The organism is Cupriavidus sp. MEYA8, assembly GCF_059278825.1.
Genome location: NZ_CM181221.1, coordinates 3,411,164 through 3,429,507, shown reverse-complemented (window position 1 = coordinate 3,429,507; position 18,344 = coordinate 3,411,164). Strand labels below are relative to the sequence as shown.

The following is an 18,344-nucleotide window of genomic DNA, read 5'->3' as shown; positions in this document are numbered from 1 at the left end:
TCAGTTCTGGACAGCGCCCGGCGTGGCGGCTTCGCCGCGCTGGCTCAGCGGCTGCTGCAAGGCCGCGGGCGGCGGCACCGCTTGCGGCTGTGCCGGCACGCCGGGCTGCTGCGGATTCTGCGGCAGTGTCTGCGGCAGAGGCAGCGGCGCCGGCACCGGGCCGTTTGCGCGCGGATCGACGAACGGCGTGGTCGGCGCGTCGGCCGGCGGCAGCAGCGGCGTGTTGGTGTCGCGCACCATGATGTTAGGCGATACAAAGCCCTGCTGCTGCGCGCGCATGTAGTCGTAGCGGTCCGCGGTCAGGCGGTCGGCTGCGCCCGTCGTGCGCATCACATACGGGCGCAGGAACACCAGCAGGTTGGTCTTGGAGCGGTTCTTGTTCTCGTAGCGGAACAGCCCGCCGATCAGCGGGATGTCGCCCAGCAGCGGCACCTTCTGCACGCCGTCGCCATACGAATCCTCGATCAGGCCGCCGAGCACGATGATCTGGCCGTCGTCGACCAGCACATTGGTTTCGATCGAGCGCACATTGGTGGTCGGGCCCTGCACCTGCGTCAGCGTGCCAGCCACCACCGACGACGACTCCTGGAAGATCTGCATCTTGACCAGCCCGCCGTCGGTGATCTGCGGCTTCACGCGCAGCGTGATGCCCACGTCCTTGCGGTCGAAAGTCTGGAACGGCGTCACCGAGGCCGCGCCGCCGGTCTGCGCATACGAGCCGGTGGTGATCGGGATGTTCTGGCCGATCAGGATCTTGGCTTCCTCGTTCTCCAGCGTGATCAGGTTCGGCGTGGACAGCAGGTTGACGCTGCCATTGGTGCCGAGCGCGCGCAGCAGCGCGCCCAGCCCCATCGCCTTGTTGACGATGCCCAGGTTCAGGCCGCCCACGTCCGGCACCAGCTGCTGCGCCGCGGCGATGCCGGCGGTGCGGTTGCTGTCGAACAGCGCACCGGCCAGGGTCAGGTTCAGGATGTTCTGCCCGCCGGTACCGAAGTTGGTGCCGGCAAAGACGTTGTTGTTGCCGCTCGAGGAACTGATCAGGCCCTGCCACTGGATGCCGAGCTCGCTCGCCTGCGTCGCAGTGACCTCAACGATCATTGACTCGATGTAGACCTGCGCGCGGCGCGCGTCGAGGTCGTCGATCACCCCGCGCAGGTTGCGGTAGACCGGCTCGCTGGCGGTGATGATCAGCGAGTTGGTCGACGGATCGGCCTGGATGATGCCGCCGGTGGTCGGTTGCGTACTGGTGCCAAACGACGCGGCAAAGGCCGAGTTGCCATAAGCGCCGCCGCCCGTGCCCGACGTGCCGCCGCGCATGCCGGTCTGCGTGCCGGTGGTGCCGCCGGTGAACTGGCCGCCGGCCGGCGTCGAGACATTGGTCAGGCCGCCCCCGCCGGCGATGCCGCCCGCAGCACCGGCGCCACCGGGCTGGGTCGCGGAGGCAAAGCTGCTGTCGGCCGCGACGATGGCGCGCAGCGTGGCGGCCAGCTTGACCGCATCGGCATTGCGCAGCGGCACCACCCAGATATTGCCGGGGCGGGCGTAGGGCTGGTCGAGCTTCTCGATCAGCTGGCGCGCCTGCTGCAGCCGCGCGCGGCTGGAGGCGCGGATCATCAGCGCGTTGCTGCGCGGCTCGGCCACCACGGAGGTGCGCAGCGTGGCGTCGACGCCTGGCGCGCCGCCACCGCCGGCCGCACCCGCGGCGCCGGGGTCGAGCAGCTTCTGCAGCACCTGCGCGGTGTCGCTGGCCAGCGCATGGCGCAGCGGTACCAGTTCGACCTCGCCCGAAGCGGGCGCGTCGATCGCGGCGATGATGCGCGCCAGCCGGCGCAGGTTGTCGGCGTAGTCGGTGATGACCAGCGTGTTGTTGGCCGGATAGGCGGTGATGGTGTTGTTGGGCGCGATCATCGGCCGCAGCACCGGCACCAGGTTGTTGGCCGACTCGTAGTTGAGCCGGAACACCTGCGTCACCACCTGGTCGCCGCGGCTCGGCGCCGCGCCGATCACCGTGGGCGAGCCCTGCAGCTTGGCGTCCGCTTCGGGCACGACCTTGGTGAAGCCGTTGCTCTCGACCATCGCATAGCCCTGCATGCGCAGCACCGAGCCCAGGGTCTGCAACGCCTGCGCGCGCGACACCGGCTGCTCGGTGACCAGGTTCACCGTGCCCTTCACGCGCGGGTCGATCACGAAGTTCTTGCCGGTGGCCTGCCCGACCGCCTTGATCACCGAGTCCAGGTCGGCATTGACGAAGTTGAGCACCACCTGATCGCGGTTGGCCGGCGTGACATCGGGCGGCGCCGGCGGCGTGCCCTGGGTGCGTGCGCCCGGCGCACCGGGCTGGGCCCACAGCGGCGCGGGCACCAGCAGCGAGAGCCCGCACAGCAGGGCCACGGCGCGGGCGCAGGCGGTCTGGAAAACAGGTCGGGTGGCATGGGTTGTCATAGTCATTTCCGTACGCTCCTGGCGCTGCCTGGCATCAGAAGCGCAGCCTTGTCACGTTGTTGTCTCGTCGTCCCAGCAGGCTCAGCAAGCTGGTCAGTTGCGTTTCCGCATCGGGCTCGGCATGCGCGGTGCCCTCGAAGCGCGCCTGCCGGCCAAGCGTGCCGCTGCCCTCCAGGTACAGCGGCCCGGCGATAGTACTCAGTTGCAGCTTGCCGCCGCCGGCGCCGCTCCAGTCGATCTCGGCGCGGTAGCTGCCCAGCGGGCGCAGCCGGCTGACCGCGGACGACACCTGCTCGATGCGCAGCGTGACATGGCCGCGCATGCCATTGCCATCTCCGCTGCCATTTCCGGCGTTATTTCCGCCACCTTTCTGGCCGGAAAAGCTGCCTTGCAGCGTCGACCAGTCCGCGCGCATCAGGCCATCCGGGCGCAGCGTATTGAACGGCGCGCCGATGCCTTCCAGCAGCGATGCCGGCAGCCGCATCGCGCCGGACTGCACGGTCCAGCCGCCCGGCGTCGCGGTGATCGTCACCGGCGCGGCCATGGCTTCGGTGTGCGTCACCACCGCGCGCGCGGTGCCGGCCAGCAGCGGCCAGAAGGCCAGCGTCCACTGCAGCCTGCCCGGCAGCACCGTGGCGGTCTGGCTGCCGGCGCCGGCCGACAGCGCCAGCGTGGCGCTGCCGCGCCACAGCGAGCCGCTGGCATCGGCCAGCAGCACCCGTCCCTGCGTCTGCGTGGCCACGCGCTCGGCGATCCACGTGGCCGGCAACATCGCCACCACCGTTGCCGCGGCGCTGGCCAGTCCCAGCGCGAGCCAGCGCAGGCCCCGCCATGCACCCGGCTGGCGCAGCTTGCGGCGCGGCAGCCGCAGCGTTTCCAGCCGTACCATCAGCTGCGGCCGCCCGGACCCTGCAGGGTCGCGCTGACATTGACCAGCGCCGTGGCGCCGACATAGACGATGCGGGCGTCGATCACTTTCATGCGCTGCTGCTGGCGCACGTCCTGCAGCCAGCTGCTGAACGCGCCGAAGGGCACCTTGTCGAGCTGCACCTGGACATTGTTGTCGGCGCCGGCGGCAAGCCGGGCCGCCTTCAGGCCATGCTGGCCCAGGCTGTCCTGCAGCGCCTGCGTCAGCGCGTCGCCGCGCAGCGCCGGTGCCGGCGTGGCCTTGAGGCCGCGCGCTTCCTGCGCCAGCGTTTCCATTTCGGCCAGGTCGGCGCGCATCTGCGGCAGGTTGCGCGCCAGGCGCTGGCGGCCTTCGGCGGCCGGCTCCCACAGCAGCGTGTAGCCGATCACCAGCACCATCACCGCGGCGCCGCCGGCCAGGATGGCCTGCTCGCGCGGGTTGCGCGCCGCCCAGAACGCGTTGAAGCGATCCTGCCAGGCTTGCGGCACGCGCGGACGCAGCCGCGCCAGGCGCGCGCGCAGGGCGGTAGTGCTTGCGGACCGGGCGGGGCGGGACGTGTGGTTTCGGGCGGAGTCTTTCATGGCATCCATGCGTATCGTGCTGCCGCGCTCACAGGCCCGGCCTGACGGTCCAGCGCGAGCCCGGCGTCACCGGCGTGGCGCCGCCCGTCGCGCCGCCCGCCGCACTGCCTGGTGCGCTACCTGCGCCGCCTGCCGCGCCACCGGTCTTGTCCTCTTCCATCTGCAGGCCGGCCTGGCGCGCGGCATTGCGCAGGCCGGCAATGTCCGTGCCCGGCTTGAGCGTCACCACCAGCATGCGGCCGCGGTATTCCAGCGCCTGCAGCGCATCCGGCGGCAGCCGGTGCGCGGCCTGGGCAAAGCGGTCGGCCAGCGGCAGGAAGTCTTCCGGCGTGCTGCGGCCGCTGGCGATGCGCAGCTGCTCGACCTGGCGCCGCATCTGCAGCGGCGCGTCCAGGATGGCCTGGGTCTGCGGGAAGGCGCTGCGCAAGGTCTGCTGCTGCGCGGCTTCCACGCGCTGCTGCTCGTTGCGCAGCAGCAGCCAGTGGATGTTCATGCCCAGCACCTGCACCAGGACGATGCCGGCCAGCAGCGCCAGCGGCACCCGCCATGCAGCCAGGTTCCAGCGGTCGGCGCGGCCTTGCGCGAACTCGAACTGCGCCAGGTCCAGTGCCGGATCGCGCAGGCACGCCTGCGCGCCCTCGATCCACAGCGGCCAGCCGGCGCGGGCGGCGCCGCGCAATGCGGGAACCGGCGCCGCGGCGGCGGCATCGGCGTCGGCGTACCAGTTGCCTTCGGGCGCCAGCGCCTGCCAGGCCGCGAGGGCGTCGTCGCCCAGCAGCAGGCCGTAGCCGGCGTGTGCGCCGGTGCGCACCGTCAGCTGCCACCGGCTGGCCAGTGCAGGGCCGGGCTCGGCGCCGCCGAGGGTGGCGCTGTCGAGCAGTTCGCCGCCGTCAGCCAGAGCGCTGGCGGCTGCCTCGACCACCAGCGTGGCCGGCTCGTCCGGTGCGGTGTTCTCCGCCGGCCGCAGTGTGGGCTCGGCACCGGGCGCCTCGGCGGCGGCAACCTCCGCCGCTGCCAGCGGCACGCACAACTGCGCCGGCAACACATGGCGGCGGCGATGGCGGTGTTCGGCAAAGGCGTCGAGCACGGCCCGCAGCCAGGCGCGGTCGGCCACCATCAGCAGCCGCCGGCGTGGGCCGCGAATTGCGGCGCTGCCGTCGAGCGAGGGCCCCACGCCGATATGGCAGGGCTGGGCGTCGGTGGCGAGCGCGTCTTCGATCAGGTTGGGCAGCGCCTGCTTCAAACGCGCCGGCGGCAGCGGCGGCACGCTAGCGGTGGTCAGCAGTACGTCGCTGGCCGCCAGGATCAGCACCAGGCGTTCGGCGGCGGGCAGGTCGGCGATGCGGGTGTGGCCTTCACGCAACACTTCAAAGGCCGTGCTGCCGGCCGCGCGCCGTGCGGCGTCGGTGCCGGTGCGCACCAGCGCGAACGGCAGGGCGCCGAACTGCCAGGGTTGCGGCTGATCGTGCGGCCGGTGCGGCAGGCGGACATAGAGGGTGGTGCTCAATTTTTCCTTAACGTGGCGTCAGTGGCGCCAATGGCGGGACGTGGGGGAAAAACCCGGGAAGGCGCATTGCCGCGTGGCGCCTCGCTCGCGCCAGCGTCGCAGCATACCTTGCCTGTGTGACTAAACCGCGTCAATACCGTTCCTCCCCGGTTGCCAATGCCTGCAAGCCGCGCCGACCGTGGATGCTCGGTACGCCTTGTATCAGACATTCAGCGCAGGTCCGGCAGCCGGTCGGCGTCCTGTATCCAGACCACCCGTGTCGTATTGGTGGCACCCAGCGGCTCGCCGCGGTAGATCAGCGAGACCTGCAGCCGGCTGGCGCGTTCGTGGCGAACCAGTCCGTAGACCAGGAAATAGTGCGAGCGTACGTCGATCATATTGGCCAGGCTGGCGCTGTCGGCCTGGGGCGCGACCGCGGCCAGCTGGGTCTGCACGTTGCCGACGTTGTTGAAGTAGGCGCGGTCGCGCTGGCGTACCAGTTCGCGGGCGCGTTCCAGCGGCAGCTTGTCGATCACGGCGGCCAGCACCTCGGCCTCGGCGGTATTGGCGTTGACCAGGGTGCGCTCGGGCAGCACGGTGACGAATGGCTCCAGCACGGCGATCATTTCCGGCGTATAGCCGGGCAGGGACAGCAGCCCCTGCACGCTGTCGAGCGGGCGCGGCGCCGCGCGGCCGCCGTCGCTGCCGCCTTGCGCCGCCTGCAGCATGGCGCGCGCGGTAGACTCGGCCAGTTGCGGGTTCAGGCCCACGGTCTGCAGCAAACGGCGGTAGGCGGCCTGGGCAGCGGGATCGACCGAAGCGGCGCGCCCCTGGCCGCCGGCGGTGGCGGTCCAGATCACCAGGTTGGCGAGATTGAAGCGCGCCTGCGCATCGAGAATGCGGCCGGACAGGAACGAGGTCTCGCCGGCCACGTCGGTGCGCAGCGAGGCCCCAAGGAAATCCGACAGCCGGGTTTCGGCGATCGGCACCGCCCAGGGCTCGCCGAGCTGGTCGACGTTGGTGCGGCGCTGGTCGTCACGCAGGATCAGCCGCGCCCAGTCGACCGCGGCGCGCTCGATCCAGGTCGCCTGCGCCAGCAGCCGCTGGTTCTCGATCGCACGGATCTGCACCTGCTGGCGCCACAGCATGCCGGACACCACCACCACGGCCAGCGTCACTATCAGCAGCGCGGTGACCACGGCGGCGCCGCGGGCGCGGCGCCTAGCGAAGGCCGGGCGGGAGCGGACGGGGGCGCGCCTCATAGCCCGGTCATGCAGATCTTCTGGAACTGCCGCGGCGCATCGCCGTCGCCCATGCGCGCGAACACGGTCAGTTCGACCGCGCGCACCGCGGTGTTGGGCAGCGCCGTGCCGACGTCCGAGGCGGCCACAGCACTGGCGGCATTGCCGGAGAACAGCACGTTGCGGATGCGCCCGGTATCGGCCTGCCAGCCGGCAGGCTCCACCCAGGCGCGCACGCTCATGCCGGCGACGTCGGGCAGCACGCGCCGCACCTGCGCCGCATTGTTGCCGCCCTGGCGCAGCGACAGCAGCGCCGACTGTAGCCCGGCCCGGTCCGCCACCGGCGGCGCGGCCACCCGCACCAGCGTATTGCCGTCGATCTGGTACGACAGCACCTGCCACGCCGGCGGCTGCCCCTCGTCGCGGCGGTCGCGCACCAGCAGCAGCCGGTCCTGGCCGACCTCGACCGGGCTGCCCTGCAGCAGCGCGGGGCTGGCCAGGTGCTCGCAGTCGGCCTGGAACTGCCCGTAGAGAATCTTCAACGCATCCAGGCGCGCATCGTGGTCGGTCAGGCGCTCGCGGCTGCGCGTCAGGCTGTCGAGCGCGCGCCAGCCGATCACCGCCATCACCGCCAGCAGCGTGATCGCGACCAGCATCTCCAGCAGCGTGAAGCCGCGGGTGCGCCGGCCTGGGCGTTGACGCTCAGAGCACGTTGCGGGCTTCATTGGGAACGATGGTGACCAGCCACGCCAGCCGCACTGACTTGTCGGTGGCGGACGGGTAGACCGCGATCTCGACGCGGCGGAAAACCGGATTGGGCGTGCCCGACACCGACTGCTCGCAGTACAGCGGGGTGCCGCCTTGCGGGCAGGCATAACCGCTGACGCCGGGCTCGGGCCAGGTCTTTGAAAGGCGCAGCGCGGCCAGGTGGTTCTCGGCGCTCCATTCGGCCAGCATGCGGGTCTGCAGCGCCGCGCCGGCATCGAGCATCGAGCCCATGGCGCGCATGGCCGCGGTGAGCGCGACCGCCAGGATGGTCAGCGCGACCAGCACCTCGATCAGCGTGAAGCCGGCGCGGCGGCGGCCATGCAAGGGGATGCGGGTCATGGCGTGCTGGCGAAGTAACGGCCGCTGCCGTCGCCGGCAACGTCCACGCGGATATCGCCGCGCACCAGCACCAGCCGCTGCGGCATATCGATCAGCTCGCGCCCGAATACCAGCCGCAGCGGGCCGCCGGTGCCGGTGGGCCGGCCGCCTTCGGCAACCACTACCTGGTCCAGCGCCAGCCGCCAGCGGCCCGGCGCGAACACGTCGGTACGCATGGGGATCCAGCCGTACGGGGTCGCTTCCAGGAAGCGCCAGCCGCCGGCGTCGCCTTCCCAGGCGATCGGGCGGGCGCCGAGCTGTGCCTCTTCCTGCGCCAGCTCGAACAGCCGCGCGATGCGCTGGCCGTCATCCAGCACGCGGCCGCGCTCGTTGGGCGAGGCGTTGATCGCCACCAGCGAAATCACGATGCCGGCGATCACCATGACCACCAGCAGCTCGAGCAGGGTAAAGCCCCGGCGCCGCAAGGGCGCGCTGTGGCGCGGCGCCGTGGTCATGGTCAGGGGATGCGGGCGCGCCGGGATTTATTCCCAGTTGCCGATATCGGCGTCGTTGCCGTTGCCGCCGGCCTGGCCGTCGGCGCCGAAGCTGAACACGTCGATCTCGCCGCGCACGCCCGGGTTCAGGTACTGGTACGGATGGCCCCAGGGATCCTTGGGCAGCTTCTCCAGGTAGCCGCCCCCCTTCCAGTTGTTCGGCACCGGCTCGGTGGCGGGCTTGGTCACCAGCGCGGCCAGGCCTTGCTCGGTGGTCGGGTAGCGGCTGTTATCGAGCCGGTACAGCTTGAGCGCCTGCATGATCGACGAGATGTCCTGGCGTGCCGCGACGATGCGCGCTTCGTCCGGACGGCTCATGATCTTGGGCACTACCAGCGCCGCCAGCACGCCAAGGATCACGATCACCACCATGATTTCGATCAGGGTGAAGCCGCGCGCGCGGCGGGCGCGTGCGGGCCGGGAACGGGCGGGGCTGGCGGTAGTGAAAATGCGCATCGTCTGTGAACCTCGTTGCTGGAATGGCTGAGCCCACGGCCGGGCTGGCGGCGGGCCGGTTTCGCCAGTCAGTATAACCGGCGCCACATGACTGTTTTATGGGGGTGGCGTCGGCGCCGCTGCAATGTGTGAGGCAAAGCACAGCTGGTGCGCCAGGCCGGATTTAACTTGCATCCTGGATGCATATTTTTTAAGATGTCGCCACGATGCAACTGACCCGCTTTTCCGACTATGCACTGCGCCTGCTGATGTACGTCGCCCGTGGCGACGGCAGCCGGCCCATCACCATTGCGGAAGTGGGGCAGCAGTTCGATATCTCGCACAACCACCTGGTCAAGGTGGCGGCGCGGTTGTCGAAGCTGGGCTGGATCACCGCCACGCGCGGCCGCCACGGCGGGCTGCAGCTTGGGCCTGGTGCCGAACAGCTGACTATCGGCACGATCCTGCGCGAGCTGGAAGGCCACAAGGCCATCATCGACTGCGACAACCCGCCCTGTGCGCTGAACGGCAACTGCCGCCTGAAGCGCGCGCTGGACGTGGCCGAGCAGGCGTTCTACCGCGCGCTGGACGAGGTCACGCTGGCCGACGTCACCGGCAGCAAGACCGCCGAGTCGATCATCCAGCTGCATCGCGATTTCCTGAACCGGCGTTCGGCCTGAGTGGACGTAGTCCGCGCAGGCGCCGACGAGCGCCGGTTTTATTGTGCGATAAAACATGCATATAACATGCATGAATGAAACGGAGTGTTATTTGATGCTGTCCGCCGCTTCCCGCCCCTATATCGATGCGAGCGTCCCGGTGCTGCGCGAGCATGGCCTGGCCATCACCACCCACTTTTACCGCGAGATGTTCGCCGACCGGCCTGAACTCACGCAGATGTTCAACATGGGCAACCAGGCCAACGGCAGCCAGCAGCAATCGCTGGCGTCGGCCGTGTTCGCCTACGCCGCCAATATCGACAATGGCGCCGCGCTGGCGCCGGTGGTCGACCGCATCGTGCACAAGCATGCGGCAGTAGGCCTGACCGCCTCGCATTACCCGATCGTCGGCCGCCACCTGCTGGGCGCGATCAAGGCGGTGCTGGGCGATGCGGCCACGCCGCCGCTGATCGCCGCCTGGGACGAAGCCTACTGGCTGCTGGCCGGCGAGCTGATCGCCGCCGAGGCACGGCTGTACCAGCGCACCGGTGTCGCCGCCGGCGAGCTGAAGGCGGTGCGCGTGCTGCGCCGCGAAGCGCAGGGCGAGCAGGTGGTGTCGCTGACGCTGGCCGCTGCCGACGGCGGCCCGCTGCGCGACTTCCGTCCCGGCCAGTACATCAGCGTCGAGGCGCGCCTCGACAACGGCACGCGCCAGCTGCGCCAGTATTCGCTGTCGGGCGAGACCAGCCTGCCGACCTGGCGCATTTCGGTCAAGCGCGAAGACGGCGACCAGTCGACGCCGGCCGGCGCGGTCTCCAACTGGCTGCATGCCAACGCGCAGGAAGGCACCGAGCTGAAGGTGAGCGCGCCGTTCGGCGATTTCACCCCGGCGCTCGACGGCCATCGCCCGCTGGTGCTGCTGTCGGGCGGCATCGGCATCACGCCGATGCTGTCGGTGCTGCGCACGCTGGCCGCACAGGGTTCGCAGCGTCCGATCCTGTTCGCCCACGCCGCCCGCAACGGCCGCCACCATGCGCACCGCGCGGACCTGCAGTGGGCGCGCGAGCGGTTGCCGCAACTGGTGACGCATATCAGCTACGAAGCGCCCGAGGCCGCCGACGCCATCGGCCGCGACTACGACCATGCCGGCACCATGCCGATGGCCGAGTTGCTGGCGCGGCCGGAGCTGCAGCGCTTCATCGATGGCCGCTTCTACCTGTGCGGGCCGCTGGGCTTCATGCAGGCGCAGCGCCATGCGCTGGTCAGCGCCGGCGTGCCGGTGGCGCACATCGAGCGCGAAGTCTTCGGCCCGGACCTGCTCGACCACCTGCTCTGAGCCCGGCCAGCCGGAGGAGTGGCGACAGTGTCATGTGGCTCTGGTACGCTTGGCGCGATCGTTCATTTGCGTCAGGGGTACCGTTCCCGTGCAACTCTCCCTCCGGCCTGTCCTTCGCTTTAATGCCGCTGCGCCGTGGCTGCCGCGCCTGGCAGGCGTGGTGCTGTTTGTCGCGCTGTGCGCGCTGGCCACGTACTGGGCGCTGACCTTCAGCGCGATGCGCACCTTGCCGGTGCCGCAGAGCGCACGGGTTGCCCAGACCGAGGCGGTCGAGACCGGCGCCGTGGCGACGCTGTTCGGCGGCTCGGCCCAGGGCGGTCCGCGCGACGTGCAACTGCTCGGCGTGGTGGCCGAGGTCGATGGCGGCGCCGGCGCGGCGATCGTGTCGCTGGACGGCGGGCCGCCCAAGGCGGTGCGGTCCGGTGCTGAACTGTCGCAGCAGATCCGGCTGGTGGAGATCCGCCAGCGCTCGGTGGTGATCGAACGCAGCGGCGTGCGCCAGGAAATCGCATTGCCGGTGCAGCCGGGCGCCGCGCGCGCACCTGCCGCTGGTGCGCCGGCTCCCGCGCTGCCGACGCCGCCCGCTGGCGCCGCCGCGCCGATGGCGACGCCGATGCCGCCGCCGGCCCCACCGGCCCCGGTGACCAGCCAGCCGGCCCAACCGATCCAGCCGGCTCCGGGCCAGCCCCCGCAGGCGCAAATCCAGCCCCAGGTCCAGGCCCAACCCCAGGCCCAACCCCAGGCGCAGCCTGCCGCACCGCACCAGCCCATGATGGCGCCGCCACCCAGCCAGGACGGGATGCTGGTCCCCAAGAATTGAGCTGGCAAGGCCGCAAATATTCGCGTCCCGTTGCGTTCCCTTACGGGGCGCCAGCCTTTCTGTGAGGCGGGTAACATCGTATTAAAAGCGCCAACCCCCCTGCATCGTCTGCGTTCTAATCCGTACATGCCAACGTGATGACAAGGAGCAAGACATGCAACGCAATCACAAGCAGCAGATCCTGAAGCAATTCCTGGCCGCCTCGGCCGCCTTGCTGGTTGCCGGCGGCGCCTTCGCCCAGGCCAGCGCGCCCGCTGCACCGGCCGGCAAGGCCGGCCCCGGCCACCACCATATGGGCCATGGCGGCGGCTGGATGAAGGCGGTCGATACCGACAACGATGGTGCCATCTCGAAGGCGGAGGCCGACGCCTACTTCAACAAGCTCGACACCAACCGCGACGGCAAGATCGACAAGGCCGAGATGGACGCGCACCGCAAGGCCGTCATGGCCGAGCGCCACGCCCGTATGCAGGCCGCCTTCGATGAGAAATTCAAGGCCGCCGACAAGAACGGCGACGGCGCCCTGACCAAGGCCGAGGCCAATGCCGGCATGCCGCGGCTGGCCAAGCGCTTCGACCAGCTCGACGCCAACCGCGACGCCAAGCTGACCCGTGACGAAATCCGCGCCGGCATGGAGAAGATGGACCGCGACCACCATCGCCGTGGCCCGCAGGGCCAGGGTGCTCCGGGCGGCCAGCCTGCGCCCGCGAACCCGTCTGCACCGGGGGCCCCGTCCAGTAGCGGCGGCTGATGCCGCCGCAGGACGGCCATGGCCGTCCTGCCTGAAACCGCTGTTCAGCGCGCGTGCCTGCCGGCCGCGCGCTTTTGCTTTGGCGCGGTCCGTCATTGCGTCGGAGCGCGCGTTGACCAGGAAGTATCTGACCCCGGCGGCAAACGCCCGTAGAATGCCGCTTCCCTGTGCGGCCGGCCTTGGCACCATCCTTGCCTTCTCCCGGTCGCCGCGGGCGCGGCCGCAACCCCCGCAGCCGTGCCACCAGACAGGTTGCCCAGCCCGACCGGCTGCAGCACGAGTGACCTAAAAGGCTGTCGATTCGTCGGGAATCCGGCCTTCAGCGGGCGCAATTACACAAAAAATTGCGTATTTGTGCACGGCTTGCTAAATTTGCGCAAAAAAATTGCCAATAAACATATTGCGGAGCAACAATATCGTGAGCAAGGTGGAGTTGGACAAGATCGACCGGAAGATCCTGGAAGTGCTGCAGACCAACGGCCGGTTGACCAACCTGGAGGTGGCCGAGCGCGTCAACCTGTCGCCCAGCCCCTGCCTGCGCCGCATCCGGCGGCTGGAGGAGATCGGCGTGATCCGGCAGTACGCGGCGCTGCTGGAGCCGAACAAGATCGGGCTCGGCCTGCTGGCCTATATCAATGTCCGGCTGGAGAAGCATGGCGGCGCGCCCAAGGGCAAGGCGCCGCTGGACCTGTTCCGCGCCTCCATCGCGGTCTGGCCAGAGGTGGCGGCATGCCATGCCATGACCGGCGAGATGGACCTGCTGCTCAAGGTCTACGTCGAGGACATGGAGCATTTCGCGCGCTTCATGCAGGAGCAGCTGCTGGCCCATCCGTCGGTGATCGACGTGCGCTCCAGCTTTGCGCTGGAAAGCATCAAGGACACCACGGCGCTGCCGGTCGGCGGCGCGGCCTGAGCGGTCCGGGGGCGCATGCAAAAACGGCGCATCTTGCGATGCGCCGTGGCGGCCGTGGGCGGCGAAGCGGGCGAGCAGCCCGCTCAGGCGGTGTGTTTTTGCGGCACCATGGAGCGCCAGAAGCGCAGGCCGAAGCGGCGTGCGTCGCGCAGGTTGCGGCGCACCGCGTAGTCGAGGTCGGCCATCTGTTCGTCCAGCGCCTCGGTCAGGCGGCTGACGGTGTCCGCCGGCGGCAGTTCCAGGTAGGCGTCGGCCTCGCCATAGGCGTACTGGACCTTCATGCCGGCTTTCTTGGCGATGTGCATCATCGCGGCGTTGCGCGACAGGCAGTGCATGTACAGCGTGCGCACGCTGGTGTTGCGGCCATGCATGGCCGCACGCTCGAACAGCGCGCTGCCGATACCGCGGCCGCGGGCGCTGCGCGACACCGACACACCGAACTCGGCCACGCGGCCCTGGGCATTGTCGCGCAGGTTGGCAAAGTGGCCCACGCCGATCAGCTCGAGCTTGTCGTCGTAGACGCCGAACACGGTGTCGTGGTCGAAGTCGATGCTGTCCACGTAGGCTTCGATCACGTGGTCGCCCACCGACTGGCCGAAACGGAGCAGGCGATCGTCCTCGCCCAGGGCGAGGAAATGCTTCAGCAAGCGCGAGCGATGATGGGCGGCCAGCTCGCGCACCAGAACGGTGGCACGGTGGGCGGCCTGCGTCGCTGCAGCTGCCTTGCGCAGATCTTCGTCGGTCAGTGCGCCGACAGCCTTGCTCAGTTCGAGCGGGTTCACGTTAAATCCTTCCTGGTGCAGTAACAGATAAAAAATAGGCACTGCGGTGGTGTTTCGCCAGGCACTTTTTCCCTGGCTCGGTGCGAGATTCGGGGAAACACCATCTTGATGCAGCGTGAAAAGTATTGTAGTGGAATTGCCAGTCTGGCGTAAGCTTCCTGCGCCGCAGCAGCCGGCCGCACCGCCACATCGCTTTGAAAAATGCAATAAAATCAATAGCCTAAGAAAATGTGATGAATTGTTGCGCGACATCAACTGTGGATATGCTGCAACGCCGCAACCGGCCCATGCCCGCCACGATCCCGCCCGCCCTCGCCAAGCCGCCCCGTCTTCGATGACCGAGTCTCCCATTGCAGTGATCTACGCGCATCCCACGCCCAGCCGATCGCGCGTCAACCGGCCGCTGGCCGACGCCCTGGCCTCATTGCCGCAGGTACAGGTACGCGATCTTTACCGTTCCTATGTCGATTACGACATCGATGTCGTCGCCGAGCAGCGCGTGCTGGCGGTCGCGGACACCGTCGTGTTGCAGTTTCCGGTGCGCTGGTACAGCGTCCCCGCGTTGCTAAAGCTATGGCTGGATGAGGTGCTAGAGCACGGGTGGGCCTACGGCCCAGGCGGCACGGCACTGCGCGGCAAGTCGATGCTGGCGGTGGTCAGTACCGGCGGCAGCGCCGATGCCTACGGCCCCGACGGCAACCATGGCCATCCGATCAGTGAATTCCTGTTGCCGCTGGAGCAGACCGCGCTCCTGTGCGGCATGAACTGGCTGCCGCCGGTGGTGCTGCATGACGCCGACAACGCCGATGCGCAGGCGCTGGCCGACCATATTGCGCACGTCTGCGGGCGCCTGGGTGCCGACGCCATGCCCGCGGAGGTGCGCGCATGAACCAGCATGACTTCCTGATTGCGCTGCTGGTGTTCCTGGTTGCGGCGGTGGTGGCGGTGCCGCTGGCGCGGCGCAGCGGCCTGGGCGCCGTGCTGGGCTACCTGCTGGCGGGCGCGGCGATCGGCCCGTTTGCGCTGCGCCTGGTTACCGACGTCGAGTCGATCCTGCATTTCTCCGAGTTCGGCGTGGTGCTGATGATGTTCGTCATCGGCCTGGAACTGGAGCCGCGCAAGCTATGGGCGTTGCGGCGGAGCATCTTCGGCTACGGTGGCGCCCAGCTTGCCGCCTGCGCGCTGGTGATCGGCGGTGCGGCGGCGCTGGCGGGTGCGTCGTGGCAGGTGGCGCTGGTCGCGGGCCTGGGCCTGGCGCTGTCGTCCACCGCGATCGCGCTGGCGACGCTGACCGAGCGCAACCTGTTTGGCACGCCGGCCGGCGCCGCCAGCTTCGGCATCCTGCTGTTCCAGGATATTGCGGCCATCCCGATGATCGCGCTGTTGCCGCTGCTCGCCGTCGAGAGCGCCGAAGGCGCCGGTGCGGGCGCCGCCGGCTGGATGGCCGGCGTGAAGGCGGTGGCGGTGATCGGCGCTGTGGTGGTCGGCGGCCGCTACCTGGTGCGGCCGGCGCTGCGCTTTATCGCGCGCACCGACATGCGCGAGATGTTCACCGCGTTTGCGCTGCTGCTGGTGGTCGGCATCGCGCTGATGATGGACGCGGTCGGGCTGTCGATGGCGCTGGGCACCTTCCTCGCCGGCGTGCTGCTGGCCGATTCGGAATACCGCCATGCGCTGGAGGCCGACCTGGAGCCGTTCAAGGGGCTGCTGCTGGGCCTGTTCTTCATGGCGGTCGGGATGTCGATCGACTTTGCCGTGCTGGCACGCTCGCCGGGGCTGGTGCTCGGCCTGGTGGTTGCCTTCGTTGTGGCCAAGACCGGCGTGCTGGTGCTGCTGGCGCGCAGGTTCGCTATTGCGCGCGGCCAGCGGCTGCTGTTTGCGCTGCTGATCTCGCAGGGCGGCGAGTTCGCCTTCGTGGTGTTCGGTGTCGCCGGCGGCGCGGGCCTGCTGCCGCGCGAGACCGAGGCGTTGCTGGTGCTGGTGGTGGCGCTGTCGATGGTGGCCACGCCGTTGCTGCTGCTCGCCTATGACCAGCTGGTGGCGCCGCGGCTGGGCCGCGCCAGGGCGCGGCCGGACGAGGCCATCACGCCGCAGGACAACCCGGTGCTGATCGCCGGCTTCGGCCGGTTCGGGCAGATCATCGGGCGGCTGCTGTACAGCCAGGGCATCGGCGTCACGGTGCTCGATCACGATCCGGACCAGATCGAGTTCCTGCGCCAGTACGGCTTCAAGATCTTCTATGGCGATGCCACGCGGCTGGACCTGCTGGAAGCCGCCGGTATCGCCCGCGCGCGCATTTTGGTGGTGGCAATCGACGGCATGGACGACAGCCTGCAACTGATCGACCGTGTGCGCGAGCGCTATCCGGAGTTGCGGATCTATGCGCGGGCGCGGCATGTGTCGCATATCTACCAGCTCAAGGACCGCGGCGTGCAATTGTTCGAGCGCGAGATGTTCGAGGGTTCGCTGAGGATGGGACGGAGTGTCCTGGAAGGGCTGGGCTTCGACCCGGCCGAGGCGCGCAACGTGGCGCTGCGCTTCCGGCGGCACAATATCCAGGCGATCGACCGCTTCTACCCGCACTACACCGACCAGAAGAAGCTGGTCTCGCTGGCGCGCCAGGCCCGCGACGAGCTGGAGGAAATGTTCAGGCAAGACCGCGAGCAGCGCCGGCAGCGCGAAGAGGCAGAGTGGACCTGACGATGGCGGGGGCAGGCCGGGGCGGGTCCGCCTTCGTCAGCGGATCGCGGCGGCGCGGCCCGGCAGCCCGCCTTCGAGGAGGTCGAGCACCGTCTCGGCAAAGTCGGCGTACGAAAGCCGTCCGCCCGGCTTGAGCCAGGTGAAGGTCCAGTTGATCATGCCGAACACGGTCATGGTCAGCGCGGTCTGGTTATCGCGCGTGACACGCTCCGGGTAGGCCCGGCGCAGCAGGCGCGAGAAGGCCGCCACCACGTCGCGCTCGCGGCCGAGGATCACGTCGCGCTGGCCTTCGGCGAGGAACTTGACGTCGTTGATCAGCGCGATATGGCGGGTCTGCGAGGTTTCGTACTCGGCCAGGAAGGCGCGGATCAGGTTGGCAAACGCGTCCTTGTCGGTGCGCGCGTGGCGCTCGGCGTCGGCTTCGACCTCGGTGACCAGCAGCATCAGCCGCCGCGTGTAGCGGTCCAGCAGGTCGAACAGGATCGCTTCCTTGCTCTCGTAATAGTGGTAGAGGCGCGCCTTGGACGTGCCGCAGGCGGCGGCCAGGTCGGCCATCGAGGTGCTGGGGTAGCTGCTGTTGGCGAAGGCAGCCGCGGCCAGGTCCAGGATCTGTTCGCGCTGCGCCTCGAAATCGGGTGCCTTGGTACGGGCCATGTGTATCGGGGTTACTCGCCACTGCCGCCGGCGCGGCGGCGCAGCTCGCAGGTCTCGAGCGAATCGGAGTTGCCGCGCAGCACCATCAGGCCCGAGGCGATCAGCTCGCGGCAGCGCCAGAACACGAACCAGTCGCTGGCCAGCAGGCCTTCGATCGCGCCCATCACGCTGCCCACCACCTGCACCGCGGGGGTCCATTCCGCCGGCGCGCGATCCATGATGATGTCGTCGATGGTGTGGTAGGCGGCCGGAACCAGCGTATTGCCCTTCCACAGGCGGACGTCGGCGTTCTCCTTGACGTTCTGCTGCCACTCGTAGCCGAGCCGTCCCAGCCGAAGCACCGAAACCGGCGCGATGGTGGAGAAGCGCCGCGCCAGCCGCGCCGGTGAATACATGCCGATGGCGGCCAGGTTGCCTTGCGCGGGCATCTCCAGCTCGCGCAGGTCCATCGCGACTTCATTGATCCGTTGCGGCGCCTGATACAGGTGGAACACAACCCGGCGCAGCATCAGCTGGTCGGCCGCGCTCTGGCCGTGCCAGATGGCTATTTCCAGTTCGTCCTGGCGCAGCCGCTGTAGCTGGTCCAGCGCCTGGCGCATCTCGGCGGCGAAATCGATGTCGGTGTGCGGGGCGACCCGCTGCCAGAAGCCGGAACGGATCAGCCCGGTGCTGTCGATGTCGGCCAGAGGCCCCACTGCCAGGTCGTCGCGCAGCACCACGACAGGGTCCGGCCGCGCGGCCTGCGCCAGCGCCTGGCGCAGGGTCGTGCCTGCTACATCACCGTTGACGACGTGGATATATTGCATGGCCGTGATTGTATATGGGTGGGACGGTTCGCTGGCACCGCGCGGCGCTGGCGCGACAGTCGGCGGGCGCCGCTGTGCAAGGCTGTGCGCCACCGCTGCCTATCGCCGCCGCAGCCCACGCAATGCCCCTGCAAGCATCGCGCCAGGCCGCTGCCGGCCTGCCGCCATTGTAATCACGGCCCGGCCTGGCC

General features: G+C 69.3%; 19 protein-coding genes. 7 read left to right on the top strand and 12 right to left on the bottom strand.

Annotated elements, in window-relative coordinates; all coding sequences use genetic code 11:
• The 9 genes from gspD to gspG form a co-directional block, all read right to left on the bottom strand.
• Positions 1 to 2,442 (bottom strand): type II secretion system secretin GspD, encoded by a 2,442-nt coding sequence (gene gspD / locus AC5WJ1_RS16065; RefSeq protein WP_135706325.1) that lies wholly within the window; start codon positions 2,440 to 2,442, stop codon positions 1 to 3.
• Between the two features lie 34 nt (positions 2,443 to 2,476).
• Entirely contained in the window at positions 2,477 to 3,331 is an 855-nt protein-coding gene (gspN, locus tag AC5WJ1_RS16060) for a type II secretion system protein N (protein WP_434033331.1), read from the bottom strand.
• Positions 3,331 to 3,939, bottom strand: coding sequence for a type II secretion system protein M (locus AC5WJ1_RS16055; RefSeq protein WP_133097744.1), 609 nt, complete (start codon positions 3,937 to 3,939; stop codon positions 3,331 to 3,333). The genes gspN and AC5WJ1_RS16055 overlap by 1 nt, the downstream gene beginning before the upstream one ends.
• Positions 3,940 to 3,958: 19 nt before the next feature.
• Entirely contained in the window at positions 3,959 to 5,437 is a 1,479-nt protein-coding gene (gene gspL, locus AC5WJ1_RS16050) for a type II secretion system protein GspL (RefSeq protein WP_195427145.1), read from the bottom strand.
• Positions 5,438 to 5,646: 209 nt separating this feature from the next.
• Complete coding sequence (gene gspK, locus AC5WJ1_RS16045; protein WP_133097742.1) at positions 5,647 to 6,678, bottom strand: type II secretion system minor pseudopilin GspK; 1,032 nt, start codon at positions 6,676 to 6,678, stop codon at positions 5,647 to 5,649.
• Positions 6,675 to 7,382, bottom strand: coding sequence for a PulJ/GspJ family protein (locus AC5WJ1_RS16040; protein WP_133097741.1), 708 nt, complete (start codon positions 7,380 to 7,382; stop codon positions 6,675 to 6,677). Before AC5WJ1_RS16040 ends, gspK begins: the two co-directional genes overlap by 4 nt.
• On the bottom strand, positions 7,360 to 7,764 hold the full coding sequence (gene gspI / locus AC5WJ1_RS16035) for a type II secretion system minor pseudopilin GspI (RefSeq protein ID WP_133097740.1): 405 nt from the start codon (positions 7,762 to 7,764) through the stop codon (positions 7,360 to 7,362). The genes AC5WJ1_RS16040 and gspI overlap by 23 nt, the downstream gene beginning before the upstream one ends.
• Positions 7,761 to 8,258, bottom strand: coding sequence for a prepilin-type N-terminal cleavage/methylation domain-containing protein (locus tag AC5WJ1_RS16030; RefSeq protein ID WP_133097739.1), 498 nt, complete (start codon positions 8,256 to 8,258; stop codon positions 7,761 to 7,763). The genes gspI and AC5WJ1_RS16030 overlap by 4 nt, the downstream gene beginning before the upstream one ends.
• A 27-nt stretch (positions 8,259 to 8,285) precedes the next feature.
• Positions 8,286 to 8,753: a type II secretion system major pseudopilin GspG gene (gspG, locus tag AC5WJ1_RS16025; protein ID WP_135706088.1), complete on the bottom strand. Its 468-nt coding sequence runs from the start codon at positions 8,751 to 8,753 to the stop codon at positions 8,286 to 8,288.
• Positions 8,754 to 8,959: 206 nt separating this feature from the next.
• Between gspG and AC5WJ1_RS16020 the strand changes: the two genes are divergently transcribed.
• From AC5WJ1_RS16020 to AC5WJ1_RS16000, 5 genes are all read left to right on the top strand, one after another.
• Complete coding sequence (locus AC5WJ1_RS16020) at positions 8,960 to 9,412, top strand: RrF2 family transcriptional regulator (RefSeq protein ID WP_133097737.1); 453 nt, start codon at positions 8,960 to 8,962, stop codon at positions 9,410 to 9,412.
• A gap of 94 nt (positions 9,413 to 9,506) precedes the next feature.
• The gene (locus tag AC5WJ1_RS16015; protein WP_195427209.1) at positions 9,507 to 10,727 is read left to right on the top strand and encodes a globin domain-containing protein; all 1,221 of its coding nucleotides are present in this window, start codon (positions 9,507 to 9,509) and stop codon (positions 10,725 to 10,727) included.
• A gap of 88 nt (positions 10,728 to 10,815) precedes the next feature.
• Positions 10,816 to 11,547 (top strand): type II secretion system protein N, encoded by a 732-nt coding sequence (locus AC5WJ1_RS16010; protein WP_135706086.1) that lies wholly within the window; start codon positions 10,816 to 10,818, stop codon positions 11,545 to 11,547.
• Between the two features lie 154 nt (positions 11,548 to 11,701).
• Positions 11,702 to 12,298, top strand: coding sequence for an EF-hand domain-containing protein (locus tag AC5WJ1_RS16005; protein ID WP_195427143.1), 597 nt, complete (start codon positions 11,702 to 11,704; stop codon positions 12,296 to 12,298).
• Positions 12,299 to 12,716: 418 nt separating this feature from the next.
• Complete coding sequence (locus AC5WJ1_RS16000; protein ID WP_010813460.1) at positions 12,717 to 13,211, top strand: Lrp/AsnC family transcriptional regulator; 495 nt, start codon at positions 12,717 to 12,719, stop codon at positions 13,209 to 13,211.
• Positions 13,212 to 13,294: 83 nt separating this feature from the next.
• Here AC5WJ1_RS16000 and AC5WJ1_RS15995 read toward each other — a convergent pair whose 3' ends face one another.
• A complete protein-coding gene (locus AC5WJ1_RS15995) occupies positions 13,295 to 13,993 on the bottom strand; it encodes a GNAT family N-acetyltransferase (protein WP_133097733.1) in 699 nt (232 codons plus the stop codon).
• A gap of 334 nt (positions 13,994 to 14,327) precedes the next feature.
• Here AC5WJ1_RS15995 and kefF point away from each other — a divergent pair, with 334 nt between their 5' ends.
• Entirely contained in the window at positions 14,328 to 14,882 is a 555-nt protein-coding gene (kefF, locus tag AC5WJ1_RS15990) for a glutathione-regulated potassium-efflux system oxidoreductase KefF (protein ID WP_135706084.1), read from the top strand.
• Positions 14,879 to 16,693 (top strand): glutathione-regulated potassium-efflux system protein KefC, encoded by a 1,815-nt coding sequence (gene kefC / locus AC5WJ1_RS15985; protein WP_135706083.1) that lies wholly within the window; start codon positions 14,879 to 14,881, stop codon positions 16,691 to 16,693. The genes kefF and kefC overlap by 4 nt, the downstream gene beginning before the upstream one ends.
• 36 nt (positions 16,694 to 16,729) lie before the next feature.
• Here kefC and AC5WJ1_RS15980 read toward each other — a convergent pair whose 3' ends face one another.
• Both AC5WJ1_RS15980 and AC5WJ1_RS15975 read right to left on the bottom strand, forming a co-directional pair.
• Positions 16,730 to 17,347 carry a TetR/AcrR family transcriptional regulator gene (locus AC5WJ1_RS15980; protein WP_133097731.1) on the bottom strand — a complete coding sequence of 206 codons (618 nt, stop codon included), beginning with the start codon at positions 17,345 to 17,347 and terminating at the stop codon, positions 16,730 to 16,732.
• Positions 17,348 to 17,358: 11 nt separating this feature from the next.
• Positions 17,359 to 18,153, bottom strand: a complete 795-nt coding sequence (locus AC5WJ1_RS15975) for a DUF1835 domain-containing protein (RefSeq protein WP_133097730.1) — start codon at positions 18,151 to 18,153, stop codon at positions 17,359 to 17,361.
• Between the last annotated feature and the right edge of the window lie 191 nt (positions 18,154 to 18,344).

Bases quoted from the DNA above. Each gene is read 5' to 3' on its own strand.
- AC5WJ1_RS16015 (WP_195427209.1), top strand. From the start codon at position 9,507: ATGCTGTCCGCCGCTTCCCGCCCCTATATCGATGCGAGCGTCCCGGTG.
- gspI (WP_133097740.1), bottom strand. From the start codon at position 7,764: ATGACCCGCATCCCCTTGCATGGCCGCCGCCGCGCCGGCTTCACGCTG.
- AC5WJ1_RS16020 (WP_133097737.1), top strand. From the start codon at position 8,960: ATGCAACTGACCCGCTTTTCCGACTATGCACTGCGCCTGCTGATGTAC.
- gspK (WP_133097742.1), bottom strand. From the start codon at position 6,678: ATGAGGCGCGCCCCCGTCCGCTCCCGCCCGGCCTTCGCTAGGCGCCGC.
- gspN (WP_434033331.1), bottom strand. From the start codon at position 3,331: ATGGTACGGCTGGAAACGCTGCGGCTGCCGCGCCGCAAGCTGCGCCAG.
- AC5WJ1_RS16040 (WP_133097741.1), bottom strand. From the start codon at position 7,382: ATGAAGCCCGCAACGTGCTCTGAGCGTCAACGCCCAGGCCGGCGCACC.
- AC5WJ1_RS15975 (WP_133097730.1), bottom strand. From the start codon at position 18,153: ATGCAATATATCCACGTCGTCAACGGTGATGTAGCAGGCACGACCCTG.
- AC5WJ1_RS15980 (WP_133097731.1), bottom strand. From the start codon at position 17,347: ATGGCCCGTACCAAGGCACCCGATTTCGAGGCGCAGCGCGAACAGATC.
- kefF (WP_135706084.1), top strand. From the start codon at position 14,328: ATGACCGAGTCTCCCATTGCAGTGATCTACGCGCATCCCACGCCCAGC.
- AC5WJ1_RS16030 (WP_133097739.1), bottom strand. From the start codon at position 8,258: ATGACCACGGCGCCGCGCCACAGCGCGCCCTTGCGGCGCCGGGGCTTT.
- gspD (WP_135706325.1), bottom strand. From the start codon at position 2,442: ATGACAACCCATGCCACCCGACCTGTTTTCCAGACCGCCTGCGCCCGC.
- AC5WJ1_RS16055 (WP_133097744.1), bottom strand. From the start codon at position 3,939: ATGGATGCCATGAAAGACTCCGCCCGAAACCACACGTCCCGCCCCGCC.
- gspG (WP_135706088.1), bottom strand. From the start codon at position 8,753: ATGCGCATTTTCACTACCGCCAGCCCCGCCCGTTCCCGGCCCGCACGC.
- AC5WJ1_RS16005 (WP_195427143.1), top strand. From the start codon at position 11,702: ATGCAACGCAATCACAAGCAGCAGATCCTGAAGCAATTCCTGGCCGCC.
- kefC (WP_135706083.1), top strand. From the start codon at position 14,879: ATGAACCAGCATGACTTCCTGATTGCGCTGCTGGTGTTCCTGGTTGCG.